General features: G+C 61.3%; 14 protein-coding genes and 1 tRNA gene. 10 read left to right on the top strand and 5 right to left on the bottom strand.

Annotation, left to right across the window (positions count from 1 at the left end):
- Positions 1-203: 203 nt before the first annotated feature.
- Entirely contained in the window at positions 204-746 is a 543-nt protein-coding gene (locus ACR9Y2_RS11250; RefSeq protein WP_435041347.1) for a hypothetical protein, read from the bottom strand.
- 387 nt (positions 747-1,133) lie between these two features.
- On the opposite strand from ACR9Y2_RS11250, the gene ACR9Y2_RS11245 reads away from it, so the two are divergent.
- Positions 1,134-1,553, top strand: a complete 420-nt coding sequence (locus ACR9Y2_RS11245) for a hypothetical protein (RefSeq protein ID WP_435041346.1) — start codon at positions 1,134-1,136, stop codon at positions 1,551-1,553.
- 319 nt (positions 1,554-1,872) lie between these two features.
- Here the strand turns inward: ACR9Y2_RS11245 and ACR9Y2_RS11240 are convergent, their stop codons facing one another.
- The gene (locus tag ACR9Y2_RS11240; RefSeq protein WP_435041345.1) at positions 1,873-2,526 is read right to left on the bottom strand and encodes a response regulator; all 654 of its coding nucleotides are present in this window, start codon (positions 2,524-2,526) and stop codon (positions 1,873-1,875) included.
- Entirely contained in the window at positions 2,498-3,988 is a 1,491-nt protein-coding gene (locus tag ACR9Y2_RS11235) for a PAS domain S-box protein (RefSeq protein ID WP_435041344.1), read from the bottom strand. Before ACR9Y2_RS11235 ends, ACR9Y2_RS11240 begins: the two co-directional genes overlap by 29 nt.
- 389 nt (positions 3,989-4,377) lie before the next feature.
- On the opposite strand from ACR9Y2_RS11235, the gene ACR9Y2_RS11230 reads away from it, so the two are divergent.
- The 8 genes from ACR9Y2_RS11230 to ACR9Y2_RS11195 all read left to right on the top strand — a co-directional run bounded on the left by ACR9Y2_RS11230 (position 4,378) and on the right by ACR9Y2_RS11195 (position 12,535).
- The gene (locus ACR9Y2_RS11230) at positions 4,378-5,085 is read left to right on the top strand and encodes a hypothetical protein (protein ID WP_435041343.1); all 708 of its coding nucleotides are present in this window, start codon (positions 4,378-4,380) and stop codon (positions 5,083-5,085) included.
- A 275-nt stretch (positions 5,086-5,360) separates the two neighbouring features.
- A complete protein-coding gene (locus ACR9Y2_RS11225; RefSeq protein WP_435041342.1) occupies positions 5,361-6,050 on the top strand; it encodes a TetR/AcrR family transcriptional regulator in 690 nt (229 codons plus the stop codon).
- The gene (locus ACR9Y2_RS11220; protein ID WP_435041341.1) at positions 6,047-7,375 is read left to right on the top strand and encodes a TolC family protein; all 1,329 of its coding nucleotides are present in this window, start codon (positions 6,047-6,049) and stop codon (positions 7,373-7,375) included. Before ACR9Y2_RS11225 ends, ACR9Y2_RS11220 begins: the two co-directional genes overlap by 4 nt.
- 21 nt (positions 7,376-7,396) lie before the next feature.
- Positions 7,397-8,575 carry an HlyD family efflux transporter periplasmic adaptor subunit gene (locus ACR9Y2_RS11215; RefSeq protein ID WP_435041340.1) on the top strand — a complete coding sequence of 393 codons (1,179 nt, stop codon included), beginning with the start codon at positions 7,397-7,399 and terminating at the stop codon, positions 8,573-8,575.
- 11 nt (positions 8,576-8,586) lie between these two features.
- Positions 8,587-9,498 carry an ATP-binding cassette domain-containing protein gene (locus ACR9Y2_RS11210; protein WP_435041339.1) on the top strand — a complete coding sequence of 304 codons (912 nt, stop codon included), beginning with the start codon at positions 8,587-8,589 and terminating at the stop codon, positions 9,496-9,498.
- Positions 9,485-10,240 (top strand): ABC transporter ATP-binding protein, encoded by a 756-nt coding sequence (locus ACR9Y2_RS11205; protein WP_435041338.1) that lies wholly within the window; start codon positions 9,485-9,487, stop codon positions 10,238-10,240. Before ACR9Y2_RS11210 ends, ACR9Y2_RS11205 begins: the two co-directional genes overlap by 14 nt.
- Positions 10,237-11,370, top strand: coding sequence for an ABC transporter permease (locus tag ACR9Y2_RS11200; protein WP_435041337.1), 1,134 nt, complete (start codon positions 10,237-10,239; stop codon positions 11,368-11,370). The genes ACR9Y2_RS11205 and ACR9Y2_RS11200 overlap by 4 nt, the downstream gene beginning before the upstream one ends.
- Before the next feature lie 13 nt (positions 11,371-11,383).
- Positions 11,384-12,535 (top strand): ABC transporter permease, encoded by a 1,152-nt coding sequence (locus ACR9Y2_RS11195; protein WP_435041336.1) that lies wholly within the window; start codon positions 11,384-11,386, stop codon positions 12,533-12,535.
- Between the two features lie 139 nt (positions 12,536-12,674).
- Here ACR9Y2_RS11195 and ACR9Y2_RS11190 read toward each other — a convergent pair whose 3' ends face one another.
- Positions 12,675-16,385, bottom strand: a complete 3,711-nt coding sequence (locus ACR9Y2_RS11190; protein WP_435041335.1) for a carboxypeptidase regulatory-like domain-containing protein — start codon at positions 16,383-16,385, stop codon at positions 12,675-12,677.
- A 386-nt stretch (positions 16,386-16,771) separates the two neighbouring features.
- Between ACR9Y2_RS11190 and ACR9Y2_RS11185 the strand changes: the two genes are divergently transcribed.
- On the top strand, positions 16,772-18,103 hold the full coding sequence (locus ACR9Y2_RS11185) for a M20/M25/M40 family metallo-hydrolase (RefSeq protein WP_435041334.1): 1,332 nt from the start codon (positions 16,772-16,774) through the stop codon (positions 18,101-18,103).
- Positions 18,104-18,121: 18 nt separating this feature from the next.
- On the opposite strand, the gene ACR9Y2_RS11180 is transcribed toward ACR9Y2_RS11185, so the two are convergent.
- Positions 18,122-18,197 (bottom strand) — tRNA-Ile (locus tag ACR9Y2_RS11180).
- Between the last annotated feature and the right edge of the window lie 79 nt (positions 18,198-18,276).

Below are 18,276 nucleotides of genomic sequence, written 5' to 3'. Positions count from 1 at the left end.
CGCCTGGGCCAGCGTGCTTGGTCGCTGCTCGGCGGCGACTGCATGCGGAAGCACCAGAAGCAACGCGAGTGTCGCGTGTATCCGCGGTAAAGAGTGCATGGAGTGGTTCAGCCTTGGCCTGGTCCGATGGATCACACTGGTGGCGCACCAGGCCCGGTCACAAGTAGGGCGAACGGGCCTGCGGGTACACACCATACGGCGCATTACTGTGCAGTGGCGACGAAGTTGATCGTGTTGCTGACACTGCCGGAATTCATGCTGCTCGGGAATTTCACCGACAAAGACAACGGCGTCCTGGTGGCGTACGTACCGTTGCTGACGACCATCACAGGGTTCGTGCTGTTCAGGGAGGCTCCGCCGAGAGTCCACTCGCTGCTATCGGAACTCGCCAGCTGCGCCGTCAGGGTATAGCCGCTCGAGGTGATATTGGCCTTGTCCACCTGGACATCCATCGGGCCGCTGAGCGTGAACCCGTCAGACTGGTTGCTCTTCACAAAATTGCTGCCGGCGACGGGGCCCTCGCCTGTGCCGTACATGGAAACCGTCGAGAGGCTGGCGCCCGCGGCTGCCGTGCCGTCGCCGGAGGACAGTGTAAACCCGCCGGAGGTGTTCTGATGAAACGAAAGAACAATGGATCCATCAACCTGGCCGGTCAGCGCCAGGGAGCCGTTGTTCGTGGTCTGGGCGCCAGCGGTTGCCGTGAGCATCATCACGATCGTGGCCGCCATTGCTAAAGTCTTTTTCATTGTTATTTTCCTGATTACAATTTAGGTGCAATCAACTGCGCCTATATTGCTATTGTTGGATGATTTAGTGCTTCTTACAATCAGTGGTAACCAGGATTCTCGACAGGACGAATATGCATCTACTCCGAAGGGCTGCCTTCTACAAAACGTACAGCCCCCCCCTTGGGGCTCTAGGTCGTTCGGCTTAGCCCGTCAGGCCAAACAAGCTCGGATCAGCCAACTCTTCAAGGCTCTCGTGCAGGCAAAGGGGGGAAGGGGGCCGGGTCTTGGGGGCGGGCGTGCTTCTCCATGCAGGCCCTCCACATCCCAGGGCGTGGCATGATCCTGATAGGCTAGGAGAGCAGATGGCGAAGACTTGAAGCACACTGCGTGGTAGCGGAGGGCACTATGAAGGCAATTTGGAAGGCGACGATCAACGATGACTTTGCAGCCTTCGTCCTCCGGCCGCTGGCGGCATTGTTGGTTGCCGGTTGCTGTTCAGCAGCCTGCGCTCAACAGGCTTCCGGTAGGCTCGCCATTTCCGGCAATCTCCAGGCGTCCTATTACGTCGAGGCTGCCTCGGAACAATCCCTAACCATTGGACAAGGGGCGGCCGAGGGGGGCAGCCTCAGGCTCTCCGTGAAACCGGGACCGGTATCCATCCGTGTTTTGAAAGCGAATAGCGGAAGTAAGCAATACATTATCGTCATTAATGGTGGAGAACATACCATCAGAATGCCTGGTCTCCCCTATGACGCCACCATCCCCATCCGCATTCCGGAATCGGGTTCAGGCTTGCCTCTCGTTCTGTCGGTGATTCCCGACTGATAATCCTATACGGCTTGGACCTGTACTCCCTTCCGCGCCGGATCGCGCATGCCATTCGATGTTCTTCTCTCCTGCTAGTTTCATCGATCGCGGCACGCCCTTCAATCGGTACAAACCCGGAATCCTCAGGATGCAATCCTGTACACGGTGTCCGGGTTACCCTGGCCACTGCGCGATTTGCTGCGCGAAAGGCCTCCCGCTTAGATGACGGCGAATCGAAGACAGGTCAACGCGCCCGCCTTGTCAATTCACAAAGGCGACCCAAGGCCGGACCGTTGTCCGTCCTCTTAGTCCGCCCGGGAGCAAGCGCCGTATTCGGTCAGCACGCGACGATGCCGTTTCGAATCGCGTAACGCACCAGGTCGCTGACTGAATGCAGATCCAGCTTGGCCATTGCCCGCGCCCTGTGGGTTTCAACGGTTTTTACGCTGATACTCAGTGTTGTCGCCACTTCCTTGTTGGCTTTGCCTTCTGCGATCAACTGAATAATCTCCCGCTCGCGAGGACTTACCAGGCTGCCCGGACTTGTCTTCTCTCCTCCATTGCCTTTCAGGTACCCGCGTAGCAATACATCCCCGATCTTGGAGGTGAAGAAAGTCTTGTTGTTGCGCAATGCATCCAGGGCACCCAGCAAGTCTGTGCCCGCGTCGCTCTTCAGAATATAACCTCGCGCTCCGGACTCTAGGACATCATGCAGGATCTGTTCCGATTCGTGCATGGAGAGGATCAGGACTTGCCGTCGTGGGTTATCCTTCAGGATCTGCCGGGTCGCATCCAGTCCGTTCATATCCGGCATGGAGATGTCCATCACAACAATGTCGGGGTCAAGGCGTTCCGCCGCGGCCACCGCCTCACGGCCGGTCGAGGCTTCCCCGCAGACCTCCCACTCCGGTCGCTCGTCTCGAATCGCGGCGACGACACCCCTTCTCACAAGCTGGTGATCATCAACCACTAATATGCGCAAGTTGTTCATTTTGTACAGCCAAAGGAAATTTCACGGTCACTCTCGTACCATTGCCGGCTGAGGTGATTTCGAGTCGCCCGCCCAGTTGATCTGCTCGCTCGCGCATCCCCAGGATGCCGACGCCAAGCCCCACATATCCACTATCCGGGGCAGTCAGGTTCGAGGGAAGGCCGCAGCCACGATCCTGCAATACCAGACACACTTCCTTGAGGTTTCGCTCAAGCTGGATGATGGCCAACGGACTGCCCGAGTGCCGGTGGACATTCGCCAGCCCCTCCTGCACAATGCGGAAAAGTGCCGATTCCAACTCGCTCTCGAGCCGCCCGAAATCAGGCGGCAGGATCAGCTGAATCTCGATACCTGTACGCTGGTTGAACCCCTCGGCATAAGCCTGCAACGCACTCACCAGCCCAATCTCGTCCAGTAGCGGCGGATGCAGCAAATATGTCACTGTCCGAATCTCCCGCGAACTCGAGGCGGCCAATTCGATCGATTCCGCGAGTAACGCCTGCTTCTTCAGTGGTTCACCTCCGGGCTTCTGCAGCCGGATGAGGTTCATGCTCAGCGCCGCGAGAATCTGGGCGGTGCTGTCATGTAGCTCGCGGGCGATTCGCCTCCTCTCATGATCCTGGGAACGAAGCAAGTCAGTGGATAGTCGCTGCAGTTGTTGGTTGGCCAGGCTGAGCCCCTTCTCGGCGTGCTTCCGCTCGGTCACATCCAATGCAAGCGACAGGATCGAACGCAGGTTGCCCTGGGCGTCCATCAGTGAAGAGTTATACCATTCACAATGAATCACCGATCCGTCCTTGCGGCAGTTTCGGTTGGCCGAAAAACACTTTTGATTTCCGCCCGAGTACAGCCTCGCGAAAATCTCCGCTACAGGCGCCTCATCTCCGGCGTAGACCAATGGGAAGGCGCCCCATTGTTTCCCCAGCACTTCCTCTGGCGTCCAACCGAACATCCGCTCGGCCTCCCCAGCCCAACGAATGACGTCCAGGTTTGCCCCCCATTCGATTACCGCCATGGGGGAATTCTCAACATGATGCGTTAGCCGTGCCGCTAACTCGTTCAACACCCGTTGCGACCGCTTCCGCTCGATAGCGTAACGAAGAGATCGCGTAAGTAGATCTGTGCTGTAATGCCCCTTCACCAGATAATCCTGCGCGCCATCAGCCACCGCGGCGATGGCCATTTCGTCATTGTCTTCGCTGCTCAACACCACAACGGGTATCTCGGGTGCAGCGGCTTGTACTCTTCGAAATGATTCGAGCCCCTCACTATCAGGCAGGTAAAGATCCAGAAGAAGTGCATCGACACCCCCTTCCGCCAGTTGACTCAGGCCGGTAGAGAGGCGGTCTGCTCGCCGCAATTCGAACGTCGGATTGGATGTCCCAACAAGCGATCCCCGCACAAAGAGCGCATCGATGGCATTGTCCTCAATCAGAAGCACATGGATGACCCTGTCCTTCATTTCTCTTTGTGTACCCGGGTATCAATCGGCTGCGGCAGGTGATTTACTTAGGATTCTCATCCGGGAGAATTTCCCTCTGCGAATTAGCACTTCACGAGTAGTCTTTGCATATTGGAAGGAGGCGGTTTTCTGCACCAACTCAGTCTGCACATCGTTCACCACATGGCGGCATTTTCATCTTGGCAGCCAACCACCCCCCACGCACTCACCTCACTTCTCCGCTACTTTCCCCATTAAGCCGTCTTCATTCACAGGACTTCAGAATCTTTTTATCCTTTATTATCATCAGCCGCTTGCCGAAACCACCCCTTTCCCCTTGACCCGCCCTTTATCCTGAAATCGCGCCGGCCACCAAGCCGGCCGTTTTTATTTACAAGGAGATTGACATCATGGCGACCGCAGCTCAGATCACCGCCAACCAGGCGAACGCGAAACATTCCACCGGACCCGTGTCCCCCGTCGGCAAGGCCCGCGCCTCCCAGAACGCCCGCAGCCACGGCTTCACCGCCCGCAACCTCGACATCACCCCCGAGGACCGCGCCGAATTCAATGCCCTCCAGGCCACCCTGCGTCTCGACACCCGGCCCTACGGCTCCCTCGAAGAGGAGATCTTCCACCGCATCCTCTCCCACACCTGGAACCTGCGCCGCATCGAATACTTCGAATCCCTCATCCTCGCCGAAACGGACCCATTGGCGGAAACCGACCCTCACGCCGCCAAACTCGACCGCTACGCCCGCTATCGCCGCGACCTCGAACGCGGCCTCTATCGCGCCATCAAAGAGCTCAGCAAACTGCAAACCGAACGCGCCGCCCTCGGCCAGCAGCATCCCGACGTCGTGCAGGGCATCCGCGAAAACGTCCCCCTGGCCGAAGTCACCCGGCTGACCAAAAACACCGAAGAACTCTTCTTCTATGAAGGGTATGGCCGCCCCCGCAGAGCCCTCGAATACCTCACCACCGGCACCGACACGAACCACCCCGACAACCACGACCCCATCGCCGATCTCCAGCCGGTTCTCGTTCCGCGAAACGAACCCAATTGCCCCGTTCTGGACGGAGTGCCGCTCATGCTCCACAACGTGTCCAGCATCTGATCACGACAGCCTGCCGGGCTTCGGCAGGAATGACGAAACGAAGCCACCCGGGTTCTCCCCGGACCGGATCTTTGACAACCTCACCTCCTCGACAACATCGCGGGAGCGCCCGGCTCCCGCCGCGGCCATCGACCCTTCAAACGTCCAGACTGCTGGAAATAAACCTCTTTACTCCACACGGTACCCGCCCCGGCGCGTCCGGCCAGAGTTTACATCACCGCATCTCCCTTTCTCTTGACAGCCGTTTCAAGCATTCGTATGATTCAAACAGTCGTATGAATCAAACGATTGAAACACTCGACCAGGCTACCCGGGTCCAGGACACCAAAGAACGCATCCTGGACGCCGCTGAACGGCTCTTCGCCGAAAACGGCTTCGCTACCACCTCCCTCCGGCAGATCACGGCCGAGGCGCAAGTGAACCTCGCCGCGGTCAACTACCACTTCCAGAACAAGGAATCCCTCATCCGCGCTGTCCTCAGCCGGCGCATCGGCCCCATCAACAAACGCCGCTTCGACCTCATGGATGCCCTGGATTTCACCGTCGGTGAGGATGGCCCCCTCGTCCTGGAAGACGTCCTCAGCGCCTTTCTCCTGCCCGTCCTGGAGGCGCGCACGTCCTGCCCTGAAATGCGGCACTGGCCGCGACTGCTCGGCCGGCTCTACACGGAACTGCATGGCTCGCTCATGGAACTCTTTCAACGCGAAATGGCGCCGGCCGCCCAACGCTTCACGGCCGCAATTCGCCGCGCCGAACCCACCCTCAGCCCCGAAGGGCTCGCCTGGGGACTCCACTTCGGCATCGGCTCCATGGCTCACTTCCTGGCCGCCGGCGAACTCTTGAAATTCATCTCGCGCGGCACAGTCGACCCCGACGACCACATGGAAGCCCTCAAGCACCTCGTGGCCTACATGGCCGGCGGCCTGCGCGCCCTGCGAACTCAGAATAAGGAGGCTGCGCAATGAGCGCACCGCGTCTACTTTGTCTGATCGGGTTGGCGGTCAGCACCTGTGCCGCCCAGGATCAGAAGGCCCTCTCGCTGAGCCTGGCCAAGGCCGTCGAAATCGCCACCGCGCCCGATGGCGCCACTCGTGTCCGTCTCGCCGCGGAACAAATCAAAGCCGCCGATGCCCGGCGGGCTCGCGCCCTGGGCCTTCTCCGGCCCACCGTCGACGGCAGCTATACCTTCCGCAGCTTTACCAACAATCTGCAGGCCATGGGTATCAGCATCCCGGCCAGCACCGGTTTCCAACTCCCCACCCTGGTCGGCCCCATCGAAACCAGCGACTATCGGCTCACCGCCACGCAGAGCATCTTCGACCTGCCCTCCATCAAGCGCTATCAGGCGTCCAAGGCGCAGGTCACCGCGGCACGGGCCGACAACGAAGCCCAGGTGAACCAGACCAAAGGCGCAGTCGCCAAAGCCTACCTCAATGCCTTGCGTGCCGACGCAGCCTGGAATACAGCCAGCGCCAACGTCGCACTGGCCGAGCGGCTGGTCAAACAGGCCCAGTCCCAGAAGGCCGCGGGCACCGGTACCGGCATCGATGTCACCCGCACTGAGGTGTCATTGGCCAATGAACGCCAGCGCCTCATCGTCGCCCAGGAAGACCGCGAAACCGCGCGCCTCAATCTCCTGCGCGCCATGGGCGTCAACCTCGACGTAGGCCTCGATCTCACCGATCCCATCGCCTATGTCCCGGCCGAAGTGCCGGAACCAGCCAAAGCCGTCACCGCGGCCCGTGAACTGCGTCCCGAGCTCAAGGCCCAGGCCGAACGCGAACGTTCCGCCAAACTCAGCTACGACGCCATGAAGTACGAGCAACTCCCCCGCATCTCCGCTTTCGGCGACTACGGTGTCCTCGGCCGCGCCACCGACATGATGCTGCCTACCCGTTCCGCTGGAATCTCAATGAAACTGCCCATCTTCGGCGTGAATCGCAAGGATCCCGAACGGGCTGAGTCCGCTTCCCTGCTCCGCCAGGAAGGCATCAAAACGCATGACACGGCCCAACAGGTGGAACTCGAGATCCGTGTCGCCGTTACGGCCCTCAAGTCGGCCGAGAGCCAGGTGGCGGTCGCCATGGAGGCTCTCACTCAATCCGAGAAAGAACTGGCGCAGGCCGAGCGCCGCTACCAGGCCGGCGTCGCCATCGGCGTCGAAGTCACCGATGCCCAGGCCCGCGTGGCCCGGGCGCGTGAAAACAATGTGTCCGCTGTGTTCAGGCAGAAGTCGGCGCGCATCGATTTGGGCGTCGCGGTAGGCAACATCGACCTGATGCTGCAGTGAGATTTCCGGGAGAAGATGAACGTGGACAAAAGGAAAGTGATCATCCCAGTGATTCTAGTCGCGGCGGCCGGCGGCGCTTTGGCGTGGCGGGCGGCTCATCCGGGCGAGGATCCCAACTTAATCAGGATCAGCGGCAACATCGAGCTGACGCAGGTCGACCTGTCCTTCAAGATGCCCGGCCGCCTGGTCGAGCTCAACGTCGACGAGGGCGACACCGTGAAGCCCAATCAGGTTGTGGCGCGCACCGACACCAACGAGCTGAAACAGCAGTTGAATCGTGAGATGGCCGGCGTCGACTCCGCCCAGAGTGCGTTGACGCAGCTCCACACCGCCATTCAGTTCCAGAAAGCCAGCATCGAAGGCGACGTGGCCCTCAAGCACGCCGATCTCGCCTCCTCCGAGGCCCGCCTCCAGGAAATGCTCAACGGCAGCAGGCCCCAGGAACTCGAGACCGCCCGCGCCGCCATGGCCGAGGCCCTCACCCAGAATCAGCAGGCCCAACTCGATTGGCAGCGCGCCCAGACTCTTTACAAGAACGATGACATCTCCACCGCGCAACGCGATCAGTTCAAGACCAAAGCCGAAGCCACTGCGGCCGCGCTGAAACGCTCGCAGGAACAGTTGAACATGGTTCAGGAAGGCCCCAGGAAGGAACAGATCGACCAGCAGAAAGCGCTCGTCGCCCGCGCCCGGGCCGCCGTCCAACTCGCTGAAGCCAATCGCATCGATCTCAAGCGTCGCGAAGAAGAGGTAGGTATGCGCCAAGCCGAAATCCTGCGGGCCAAGGCGCAGACCGGCGTCCTCGACGTCCAGATGAACGACCGCATTCTCATCGCACCCGTCGGCGGTGTCGTCCTCTCCAAATCCGCCGAAATGGGTGAAATCCTCGCCGCCGGCGCCACCGTCGTCACCCTCGGCGACCTCGACAAGCCGTGGGTCCGCGGCTACGTCAGCGAAAGCGACCTCGGCCGCGTCAAACTCGGCATGCCCGCGATCGTGAAGACAGACTCCTTCCAGGGCAAGGAGTACAAGGGCAAGGTCACCTTCATTTCAGCCGAAGCCGAGTTCACGCCGAAACAGATCCAAACCACGGAAGAACGGCAGAAGCTCGTCTACCGCATCAAGATCGAAGTCGAAAACCCCAACCACGAGTTGAAGTCAAACATGCCCGTGGACGCTCAGATCGTCCTCGGCCGCTAGTGCCCACCTCCATGATTCGCATCGACAAAGTAACGCGCCGGTTCGGCCAGCTCGTGGCCGTCAAGGACCTCAGCCTGGAGATCGCCGAAGGCGAAATCTTCGGCCTCGTAGGCCCCGACGGCGCGGGCAAAACCACCACCCTGCGCATGCTCGTCGGCCTGATGGATCCCACCGAAGGCAGCCTCTCGGTGGCCGGACTCGATGTGGGCAAAAACCTCGATGCCGTGAAAGATCAGATCGGCTATATGGCCCAGAAATTCGGCCTGTATGGCGATCTCACCGTGGAAGAGAACATGTTCTTCTACAGCGACCTCTTCGGCATCGAGCCGTCAGAACGCGACCGCATGATGGCCGAGTTCCTCGACATGACCCGCATGACGCCCTTCCGCCAGCGGCCCGCCGCCAAGCTCAGCGGCGGCATGAAGCAGAAACTGGCTCTCATGTGCACCCTGCTGCACCGGCCCCGTGTGCTCTTCCTCGACGAGCCCACCAATGGCGTCGACCCCCTCTCCCGCCGCGACTTCTGGGAGATCCTCTACCGGCTGGCCGGCGAAGGCATGACCATCCTCGTCTCCACCGCCTACCTCGATGAAGCCGAGCGCTGCACCCGCGTGGGCCTCATGCACAAAGGCCGGCTCATCCGCTGCGACAAACCGGCTACCCTCAAACAACAGCTCGCGCCGCAAAGCTTCCGGGCTGAGTCCGCCGACCTCCGCGCCGCCCGCGGCCGCCTCCAGCACACCCCTGGTGTGCTGGGCGCTGAGCCCGCCGGGGCCGCCCTGCATGTCTACCTCGAAGAAGGCGCCTCCGCCGCCGAGGTCGAGCGCGCGGCCGGCGATGTCCGCCTGACGCCCCTCGACCCGGCGCTCGAAGACGTCTTCATCGCCCTCATTCGTAAGGAGGAGCGCCATGCAGCCGCATAACGGCTCCACCGTCGTCGTCGAGAACCTCGTCAAACGCTTCGGCGACTTCGTGGCCGTCGATAACGTATCCCTCAGCGTCTCCAGAGGCGAGATCTTCGGCTTCCTCGGCCCTAACGGCGCCGGCAAATCCACCACCATTCGCATCCTCTGCGGTCTGCTGGGCCCCACCTCCGGCCGCGCCGAGGTCTACGGCTTCGACGTCGGCAAAGAGCCCGAGCGCGTAAAACAATCCATCGGCTATATGTCGCAGAAGTTCTCCCTCTATGACGACCTCACCGTCGGCGAGAACATCGATTTCTTCAGCGGTGTCTATGGCGTCCCCAAGGCCAAACGGCCCGAGCGCAAAGCTTACGTCCTCAAAATGGCCGGCATCGAAGGCGAAGTCTCCCGCATGACCCGCCAACTCGCCGGAGGCTGGAAACAGCGCCTCGCGCTGGGCTGCGCCATCCTCCACGAACCGCCCGTGGTCTTCCTCGACGAGCCCACCTCCGGTGTCGACCCCATCGCCCGCCGCCAGTTCTGGGACCTCATCTATGAGATGGCCGCCGGAGGCACCACCGTCTTCGTCTCCACCCACTACATGGATGAGGCCGAGTACTGCCACCGCCTGGCCCTCATGTACCGCGGCCGCATGATCGAACTCGGCACGCCCGCCGAACTCAAGAAAAACCACGGCGAAGGAGCCACCATGGACTCCGTCTTCATCGCCAGCATTGAACGCGAGGAGGCTCGGGAACAATGAAGTGGCGCCGCTTCTACGCAATCTTCCATAAGGAAGCACTCCATATCGTGCGCGACTGGCGCAGCCTCATGATGGCCCTCGCCGTGCCCCTCATGCTGCTGCTCCTGTTCGGCTACGCGCTCACGCTCGATGTCGACCGCATCCCCACCGTCATCTACGACCAGGACCAGACACCGCAAAGCCGCGAGGTGGTGCAGCGCCTCCGTGGCTCGCGCTACTTCCAGATCGTCGAAGCCCAGGGCGACTACCCCAAAATCATCGACCGCATCAACCGCAGCACGGCTCTCATGGGCGTCGTCATCCCCAACCGCTTCGCCCACAAAATCGAAGCCAACGAAGAGGCACAGATCCAGATCCTCGTCGACGGCAGCGACTCCAACACCGCCGGCATCGGCGCCGGTTACGCCGAAGCGTTGATCATGGCCTACGCCCAGGAACTGCGCGAGGCCCGCATGATCCGCCAGGGCATGAGCCGCCCCAAGTTCCCCATCGATGCCCGCGTGCGCGTCCTCTACAACAACGAAATGAAGTCCCGCAACTTCATCGTGCCCGGCCTCATCGCCGTCATTCTCATGATCATCGCCGCCCTGCTGACGTCGCTCACCGTGGCGCGCGAGTGGGAGAGCGGCACCATGGAGCAACTGCTCTCGACGCCCGTTCGCCCCACGGAACTCCTGCTGGGCAAGCTCTGCGCCTATTTCGTCCTCGGCATGTTCGACATGGGCATTGCCCTGTTTGTCGGCGTCGGCATCTTCGGCGTCCCCCTGCGCGGCAGCACTCTCCTGCTTGTCTCCTCCGGCGCGCTGTTCCTCTTCGGGGCGCTCTGCTGGGGCATCTTCCTCTCCACCGTCACCCGCTCGCAACTGCTGGCCTATCAGCTCTCCCTGCTCAGCAGCTTTCTGCCGGCGTTCCTGCTCAGCGGCTTCATCTATGCGATCGAGAACATGCCCGTCGTCATCCAGCAGTTCACGCGCATCGTCCCGGCACGCTACTTCGTTTCCATTCTGCAAGGCGTCTTCCTCAAGGGCATCGGCTTCTCCCTGCTCTGGACGGATATGCTGTTCCTGCTCATTTATGGCGGATTGATCTTTTCACTCGCTGCCCGCAAGATGCGGCAGAAGATGGCCTAGGAGGGCGATAGCTATGTGGGAACGTGTGATGGAGATCATTCGTAAGGAGTTTCGCCAGACGCTGCGCGAACCGCGCATGCGCGGCATCCTCATCGGGCCGCCCATCCTCCAGATGATCATCTTCGGCTTCGCCGTCAACCTCGACGTGGAGCACGTCCGCCTGGGCTGGATGGACCTCGACAATACCGCCCAGAGCCTCGAATTGCGTAAGCGCTTCGAGGGCAACCGCACCTTCACCATCACCGCCGAGGCCGGCGACGAGCGCGCCGCCCAGGACCTGCTCGATCGCGGCAAGGTCCAGTGCCTCGTGCGCATCCCCGCCCGCTATAGCGCCGATGTGATGGCAGGTCGCCAGACCGAAGTGCAGATCCTGCTCGACGGCGCCAACTCCAACACCGCCGCGATCATCTCGAACTACGCCAACAACATCATCGCCACCCTCAACCAGCAGTTGCTGCGCGAACAGCAGACCAGGAAACTGGTGGGCCGCACCCAGAACGGGCCCGTCCTGCTGCGTATTCCCGGCATCCGGGTGGAGCGGCGCGTCTGGTTCAATGAGGAGTTGCGCAGCCGCAACTACTTCGTACCCGGCGTGGTCGTCAACATCATCATGCTCGTCACCCTCATGCTCACGTCGCTCTCCATCGTGCGCGAGAAAGAGATCGGCACCATGGAGCAGATCATGGTGACGCCCATCCGCCCCATCGAGCTCATGCTGGGCAAGACCATCCCCTTCGCCATCATCGGCTTCTTCGACATGGCCCTGGTGGTGACCATCGCCCTCACCATCTTCCATGTCCCCTTCCGGGGCAGCTTCCTCACGCTCGCCGGGGCAGGCGCCCTCTTCCTGCTCTCCACCCTCGGCGCCGGGCTCTTCATGAGCACCATCTCCGACACCCAGCAACAGGCCATGATGGCCTCGTTCTTCTTCTTCCAGCCGGCCTTCATGCTCAGCGGCTTCAGCTTCCCCATCCGCAACATGCCGGAACCGGTGCAGTGGATCACTTACCTCAATCCCCTGCGCTACTTCATGGACATCGTGCGCGGCGTCTTCCTGAAAGGCAGCGGAGTCTCGGTCCTCTGGCCGCAAATGTGCATGCTCGCCATCTTCGGAGTCACCATCCTCACCTTAAGCGCACTGCGCTTCCACAAGCGCCTCGACTAACAGAGCCGTGAGCGTAAGCGAGCGGATGAGCAATCGATAGTCCCCAACCTTCCGGAAGGAAGGCTGTCTGCCCGCAAAAGAAAAGGCCCGCGCACGCCGTTGGGCGCCGCGGGCCTTGTTGTCTTCGCTCTCCCGTCCCTTAGAACTGGAAGCGCAAGTTGAACTGAATCACGCGGGACAGGCCGCGCTGGCTGGTCACACGGCCGAAGTTGCTGCTCGTCGGATCCAGGTTCGGACCGCCGAAGTTGGAGTGGTTCGTCGCGTTCAGAAGGTCTACCGAAAGACGGGCGCTCATGCCCCGCTCCGGCTTGATCGGGAACACGCGTTCCACCTTCGCGTCGATGTTGAAGATGCCGTCGGCGCGGATCGCATCCAGGCGGATGGGGAACACCCGCTCGTGATAGCTGCCGGGTTGGGCGGCGGAACGGCCTTCAAAGCCAACGAAGCCGCTGGGCGGTGCGCTGGTGGAAGTGGTCCAGGCCAGGGACTTGTCAAACCACTGCAGGTAGTCCTTGCTGTGCACTTCGTCGTGCTTGAACAGAGACTCCAACTGGCCTTGGTCGCCGTAGAAGAAACGGTTGCCCCAGTCGCCGGTGGCCGGGCCACTCTGGATCTGCATGACACCGGAAATGTTCCAGTTGCCGATGATATAGGCTAATGGGCCATCCTTGATGAAGCTGCGGCCCTTGCCGAAGGGCATTTCGTAGACCGAGGTCCACGCAATGCGGTGCGGCAGAACGTTGTTGTTCGGACGCTCAGTGGGCAGCAGGTCGTACTCGTTGGCATACCAGTCGCGGACTCTCGACGTGGCATAGGTGTACATGAAGCTGGTCTGGAAGCCCTTCGTGAAGCGGCGCTCTACCATCAACTCCAGGTCATGATACTTCGTGTAGCCCGTGCGCAGGCTCTGGCCCGGCAGGTTCATGCCGCGCAGGTTGGCATATTGGCCACCGTCACGCAGCAACCGGTTCCGCCCGATGACCGAACTCGTGAAGAACGAGTTGCCACTCATCCAGCGGTACAGGTCCGGATTCGAGGACTGGATGGCGCCGAGGTTCTTGACGGCCCAGGGATTGGCCACATTCGCGTTCAGCGCATTGTCGTTGGCCTGGTCGCGAACCGAGCCCTTCGTCCAGTACTCGCTCGGCAGGTAGTTCAGTCTGCGCTGGATCGGCTGCGATGCATAGCCGCCGTTGTAGGAGACATCCACCATCAGGTTGTGGAGGATCTCACGTTGGAAGCCGAAGCGCCACCGGTGCTGGAGGGCAGGCTTGTAGTCCCAGGGCAGCGAGTTGAAGTCAGCATTGAAGCGTGCCAGGCCAGCCAGGGTCGACCGGAACGGTTCGTCAAACCGGGTGTTGCCGCTGGCGGCGCGAACCGGGAACGGATCGTTCATGGGGGTCTTGCCGGTCGCCAGGCCGCCGATGCTGCCAACGCCGCAGCAGAAGGTGAGACCCGCATCGTTGCTGATCGGGGTGCTGGTCGCCTGGTTGAAACCATCCGTGTACGGACGGTCGTTGGAGACGTTCAGCGTGTCGGCATAGACACCCCAGCCGGCGCGGATGACGGTCTTGTTGTTCAGGCTGTACACGATGCCTGCCTTGGGCAGGAAGTTGTGTACGCCCTTCGTGGCCGTGTCATACCCACCCGTCCCGAGGTAAGGTGTGTAGCCATTCGCTGAGAACTGGCTCGCAGGCAGACCGGCGATCGGCGCCGCCGCATACGCGGCTTCCACCGCGGAAGTGATCGGGCTGGCCCCGTCCACATAGGCGGCTGCAATACCACGGTTGAAGCGCTCGCTCGTGCCACCTTCGCGCTCATAACGCAACCCCAGGGAGATGCGCAGTTTGTTCGTGAGGCGCCAGTCGTCCTGGAAGAACAGCGCCCGGCGCGGCGTCCGCCAATAGGCCGAGTCATTCGTGTCGATCGACATGCCCGAAGGCAGGCCCATCATGAACGCCGCCCAATCACGGGCATGGTTCACGCTGACGTTGTCGACGTTCGTCGCCTTCGTCCAGCCGTTGCTGCGGAAGTCGAAGTAACCGGTGCTGCTGCCGGGACCGCTGGCACCGAAGAAGTTACGGCGCTCCTGCCACCCATACTTAAACGAGTGATTTCCGCGGATGGTGGTCATGGTCGCGCGGTATTCAAAGGTATTGCTCTTCGAATCGATGACCGGATAGCCGCCGCCGACGTCCGAGATGGTGTCGAAATCCAGACGAGGCAGTTGAGTAAAGCTGCCCGCGCGCTGGTCGATGTAGGCAGGCAGGCCCGTCTGTGCCGCGGTGATCTTCGTACGCGTCGTGTTGCGGCTGCCCTCTTCGAACCGGGAAATGCCGAAGTTCATGTCGAGGATGTTCGTGGAAGTAATCGTCCACAGATAGCCGACGTTGCCGCCGCGGTTGATGCGGGTGAGACCGTTGGAGTGCAGTCCGCGAGCCGTCTCATACGTCCAGTCGTACTCGTCGGCCAGGCGGTCGTTCCACTGCCAGCGGACGTTCAGCCTGTGATTCTGGCTGACCACCCAGTCGTAGCGGTTCACGATGGAGTTGAACTTCTCGTCCTTCGGCATAGCCGTGGCCAGGTAGTTGTTCGTCAACTCGGCCGTCACGAGGCCCGGGATGTTGTTCGGGGTCGGATAGAGCTTCGAGAAGTAGGCGTAAGCCGGATTCAGGATCGGCACGCCCTTGTTGCCGGGGAACGGCGAACGCACCACCGTGTTGCCCTGCAATTGCGCGGACCGCGGATCGTAGATCGTGAAACGGTTGGCGCCATTCGGAATGTTGAGGAAGTACGAGAAGTCGCCCTGCTTCATCGCTGCGTCGGGCACCGTGCGGTTGACGTCCGAAGTCGTTTCCGCTTTCGACTGGCGGATGCCGTTCCAGGTCAACGTCCAGAAGACCTTATCCTTGCCGTTGAAGATCTTCGGCAGGTAGACAGGACCTGAAGCCGATACGCCGTAGTTGTTGGAGCGGCCCGTCGCCTGCTTCTGCTTCTTGGAGGGATCGATCGTGCCGTTGCGCACGCCCGCGTCATACGGCTCGCGCGTGAAGAACGGCGTCGCGTTCCAGCGCTGTTGCCAGTGCTGATCGAACACCGCGCCGTGCAGCGCGTTGCCGCCCGACTTCGAACTGACGTTGATCGCCGCGCCCGAGGTGAAGCCCTGGCTGGCGTCGAAGTTCGAAGTCTCGAGCTTGAACTCGCCCACGGAGTCGGCGGGAGGAGTGAAGCCGACGCGGCGTCCCGTTCCGGTGACGCTCATGCCATCCATAGTGTATTCGTTCTGCCCGACGCCGCCCATCGTGTTGAACGACGAGGTGCCGCCGTTGTCGAACGGACGGCGGTATTCCGGCTGGCCCGTCCATTGCATGCCAGGTGCCAGCGCCGATAACGCAAACGGATTCAGGTCAGAAAAAGGCAGGTTGATCAACTGCTGCTGATCCAGCACACGGCCGCCGCTCGCGGTGGTCGTTTCGAGCAGGGGTGCATCGGCTGAGACCTCAACAGTCTCTGCAACAGCGCCCACTTCCATGGCCAGATTGATCTCGAGACGGGAGCTGACATTTACTGTAATGCCAGTACGGCTGAGCTTCTTGAAGCCGCCCGATTCCACGATCACGCTGTAAGTGGACGGTTCCAGGAAGTTGGCTTCGTAGTAGCCGGTGTCGTTCGTCGTAACTCGACGAGCTTCGTTGGTTTGTGTGTTGGTTACAGTTACTTTCGCGTTTGGAATGACCCCGCCTTGCGGATCACTGACACGGCCAGTGATAGCGCCGCGGGCTTCCTGCGCGAATGCTGAGACGGTGGAGAGTGCAACGATTGCCACTCCCACGAGGAGCTTACGCCACATCGTCTGTTCGACCCCCTAAAACGAGCGGAACTCAAAGTTCCTAGGCTTGGGAGATTAAATCAAACTTTCGATGGTACGTCAAGGCAGGAGAACACCGGGCAGGGCCGGCAGGCAATCCCGTTCGTTCGGTATTCCTGCGCACTGAAGGGTACTAGGCAGTCCGGCTGGGACGCGGTATCCGCGATACCCGGACGGCTTTGCAAGGGCTGTCATTTATTTGGAGAACTCCCAAGCCACTGGCACGACTGCTATTTCAGTTCATGCGCCGGGACAAGTCCTCAACGCGCATCTCAGCAGTTGCAGCGAGGCCAAGCCAGCATGGGCGGCGGGCGAGTCGACGGCGTCGAGCCGGAACAACATACAATGACTGAATCCAGGAGTCTCGCATGACCAAACTACTGCTCTCCGCCTCCCTGCTGGCTGCCGCGGTCTTCGCCCAGCAATCGCCAAATGCCATTCATCCCTCGATCAAGAGGATCGCCGCCGAGGTATCAGAAGAACGGATCACGGCAACGCTCAAAAAGCTGGAGAGCTTCGGCACGCGCGACACCAACGGGGTGATCGAGACTCCGGGCCATGGCATCAAGGCAGCGCGGGAGTGGATTGCGGAGCAGTTCAGGAGTTGCAGCCCGCGGTTGGAAGTCCGGTTCGACCCGCATGCCGTCAAGAAGAGCGCCCGCGTCGTGAAAGATATTGATGTCGTCAACGTGGTGGCGGTGCTGAAGGGCAAGACCCAGCCGGCGGTGGAAGTACTGGTCGGCGCGCACTACGACTCGATGAACATGATCTTCAAATCGGGGACGCCGCGCGCATTCGACGCGGACGCCACGGCTTCGTCGTCTGTCGCGCCGGGCGTGTCGGACAACGGTAGCGGGACGGCTCTGGTGCTGGAACTGGCCCGGGTGATGAGCCAGTATGAGTTCGACAAGACGATCGTTTTCGTCGCGTTCGCCGGCGAGGAGCAAGGCCTGCTGGGCGCGGGCGGCTATGCCGAGGAGGCCGAGAAGTCGAAGGAGAAACTGGAGGCGGTGATCAATGTCGACGTGATCGGGAACGATGTCACGGGCAACGGCATCCAGGCGGGCGGACGGGTGAACGTCTACTCCGGGGATCCGATGGATTCCAGTTCGCGTTCGCTGGCGCGCTACATGCGCGAGGTGGCCGAGCGATACCAGCCCGACCTGCGCATCAATACCGTTTTCCGGCAGGACCGCTTCGGCCGCGGCGGTGACCATACGCCGTTCCTGACTCATGGCTTTGCGGCCGTGCGCGTGACGACGCCGACGGAGCAATTGGAGTATCAGCACAACGAGAAGGACACGTTTGACCGTGTCTCCGTGCCATATATCGCTTCGGTCACACGCAGTGTCGGAGTCTCCCTGGGTTCGCTGGCCATGGCGCCGAAGCCGCCATCCGTCTCGCCCTTGGGCCGCGGCGACGGCCGGTATGACGCGGTGATGAAGTGGAAGAACGAAGACCTGGAGGCCGATCTGGCCGGCTATTCCGTGCTGATGCGCTCGACCACCGCACCGTTCTGGGAGCGCGAGATCTATGTGGGCAAGACGGAGCAGTTCACGCTGAAGAACGTCTCCATCGACGAAGTCGTGCTGGGCGTGCGCGCCATCGACAATGACGGTTTCGCGAGCCTGGTCACGGCCTGGACGCTGCCCGTGCGGCGCAATTTCACCGGGGCTCCTGCCGCGACTCCTGCTCCTTAATGACGGAGTGAGAAGGGGTGGTGGGCCCTGTAGGACTTGAACCTACAACCAACGGATTATGAGTCCGCTGCACTAACCATTGTGCTAAGGGCCCGAGGCTGCGTGCCGAGCTTGCGCTCAATCCCCAGTTTAGCCGAAAGGGCGCAGCGTGCGGCAGATGGCGGCGCCTATTG

Source organism: Paludibaculum fermentans (genome assembly GCF_051172195.1).
GTDB lineage: Bacteria > Acidobacteriota > Terriglobia > Bryobacterales > Bryobacteraceae > Paludibaculum > Paludibaculum fermentans_A.
This window is presented reverse-complemented; position numbering and strand designations above follow the sequence as displayed.

What these genes read in the sequence shown, in the direction of transcription:
- ACR9Y2_RS11240 (WP_435041345.1), bottom strand. Translation starts at nt 2,526, where the DNA reads ATGAACAACTTGCGCATATTAGTGGTTGATGATCACCAGCTTGTGAGA.
- ACR9Y2_RS11225 (WP_435041342.1), top strand. Translation starts at nt 5,361, where the DNA reads ATGAATCAAACGATTGAAACACTCGACCAGGCTACCCGGGTCCAGGAC.
- ACR9Y2_RS11210 (WP_435041339.1), top strand. Translation starts at nt 8,587, where the DNA reads ATGATTCGCATCGACAAAGTAACGCGCCGGTTCGGCCAGCTCGTGGCC.
- ACR9Y2_RS11245 (WP_435041346.1), top strand. Translation starts at nt 1,134, where the DNA reads ATGAAGGCAATTTGGAAGGCGACGATCAACGATGACTTTGCAGCCTTC.
- ACR9Y2_RS11220 (WP_435041341.1), top strand. Translation starts at nt 6,047, where the DNA reads ATGAGCGCACCGCGTCTACTTTGTCTGATCGGGTTGGCGGTCAGCACC.
- ACR9Y2_RS11235 (WP_435041344.1), bottom strand. Translation starts at nt 3,988, where the DNA reads ATGAAGGACAGGGTCATCCATGTGCTTCTGATTGAGGACAATGCCATC.
- ACR9Y2_RS11230 (WP_435041343.1), top strand. Translation starts at nt 4,378, where the DNA reads ATGGCGACCGCAGCTCAGATCACCGCCAACCAGGCGAACGCGAAACAT.
- ACR9Y2_RS11190 (WP_435041335.1), bottom strand. Translation starts at nt 16,385, where the DNA reads ATGTGGCGTAAGCTCCTCGTGGGAGTGGCAATCGTTGCACTCTCCACC.
- ACR9Y2_RS11250 (WP_435041347.1), bottom strand. Translation starts at nt 746, where the DNA reads ATGAAAAAGACTTTAGCAATGGCGGCCACGATCGTGATGATGCTCACG.
- ACR9Y2_RS11185 (WP_435041334.1), top strand. Translation starts at nt 16,772, where the DNA reads ATGACCAAACTACTGCTCTCCGCCTCCCTGCTGGCTGCCGCGGTCTTC.
- ACR9Y2_RS11195 (WP_435041336.1), top strand. Translation starts at nt 11,384, where the DNA reads ATGTGGGAACGTGTGATGGAGATCATTCGTAAGGAGTTTCGCCAGACG.
- ACR9Y2_RS11200 (WP_435041337.1), top strand. Translation starts at nt 10,237, where the DNA reads ATGAAGTGGCGCCGCTTCTACGCAATCTTCCATAAGGAAGCACTCCAT.
- ACR9Y2_RS11205 (WP_435041338.1), top strand. Translation starts at nt 9,485, where the DNA reads ATGCAGCCGCATAACGGCTCCACCGTCGTCGTCGAGAACCTCGTCAAA.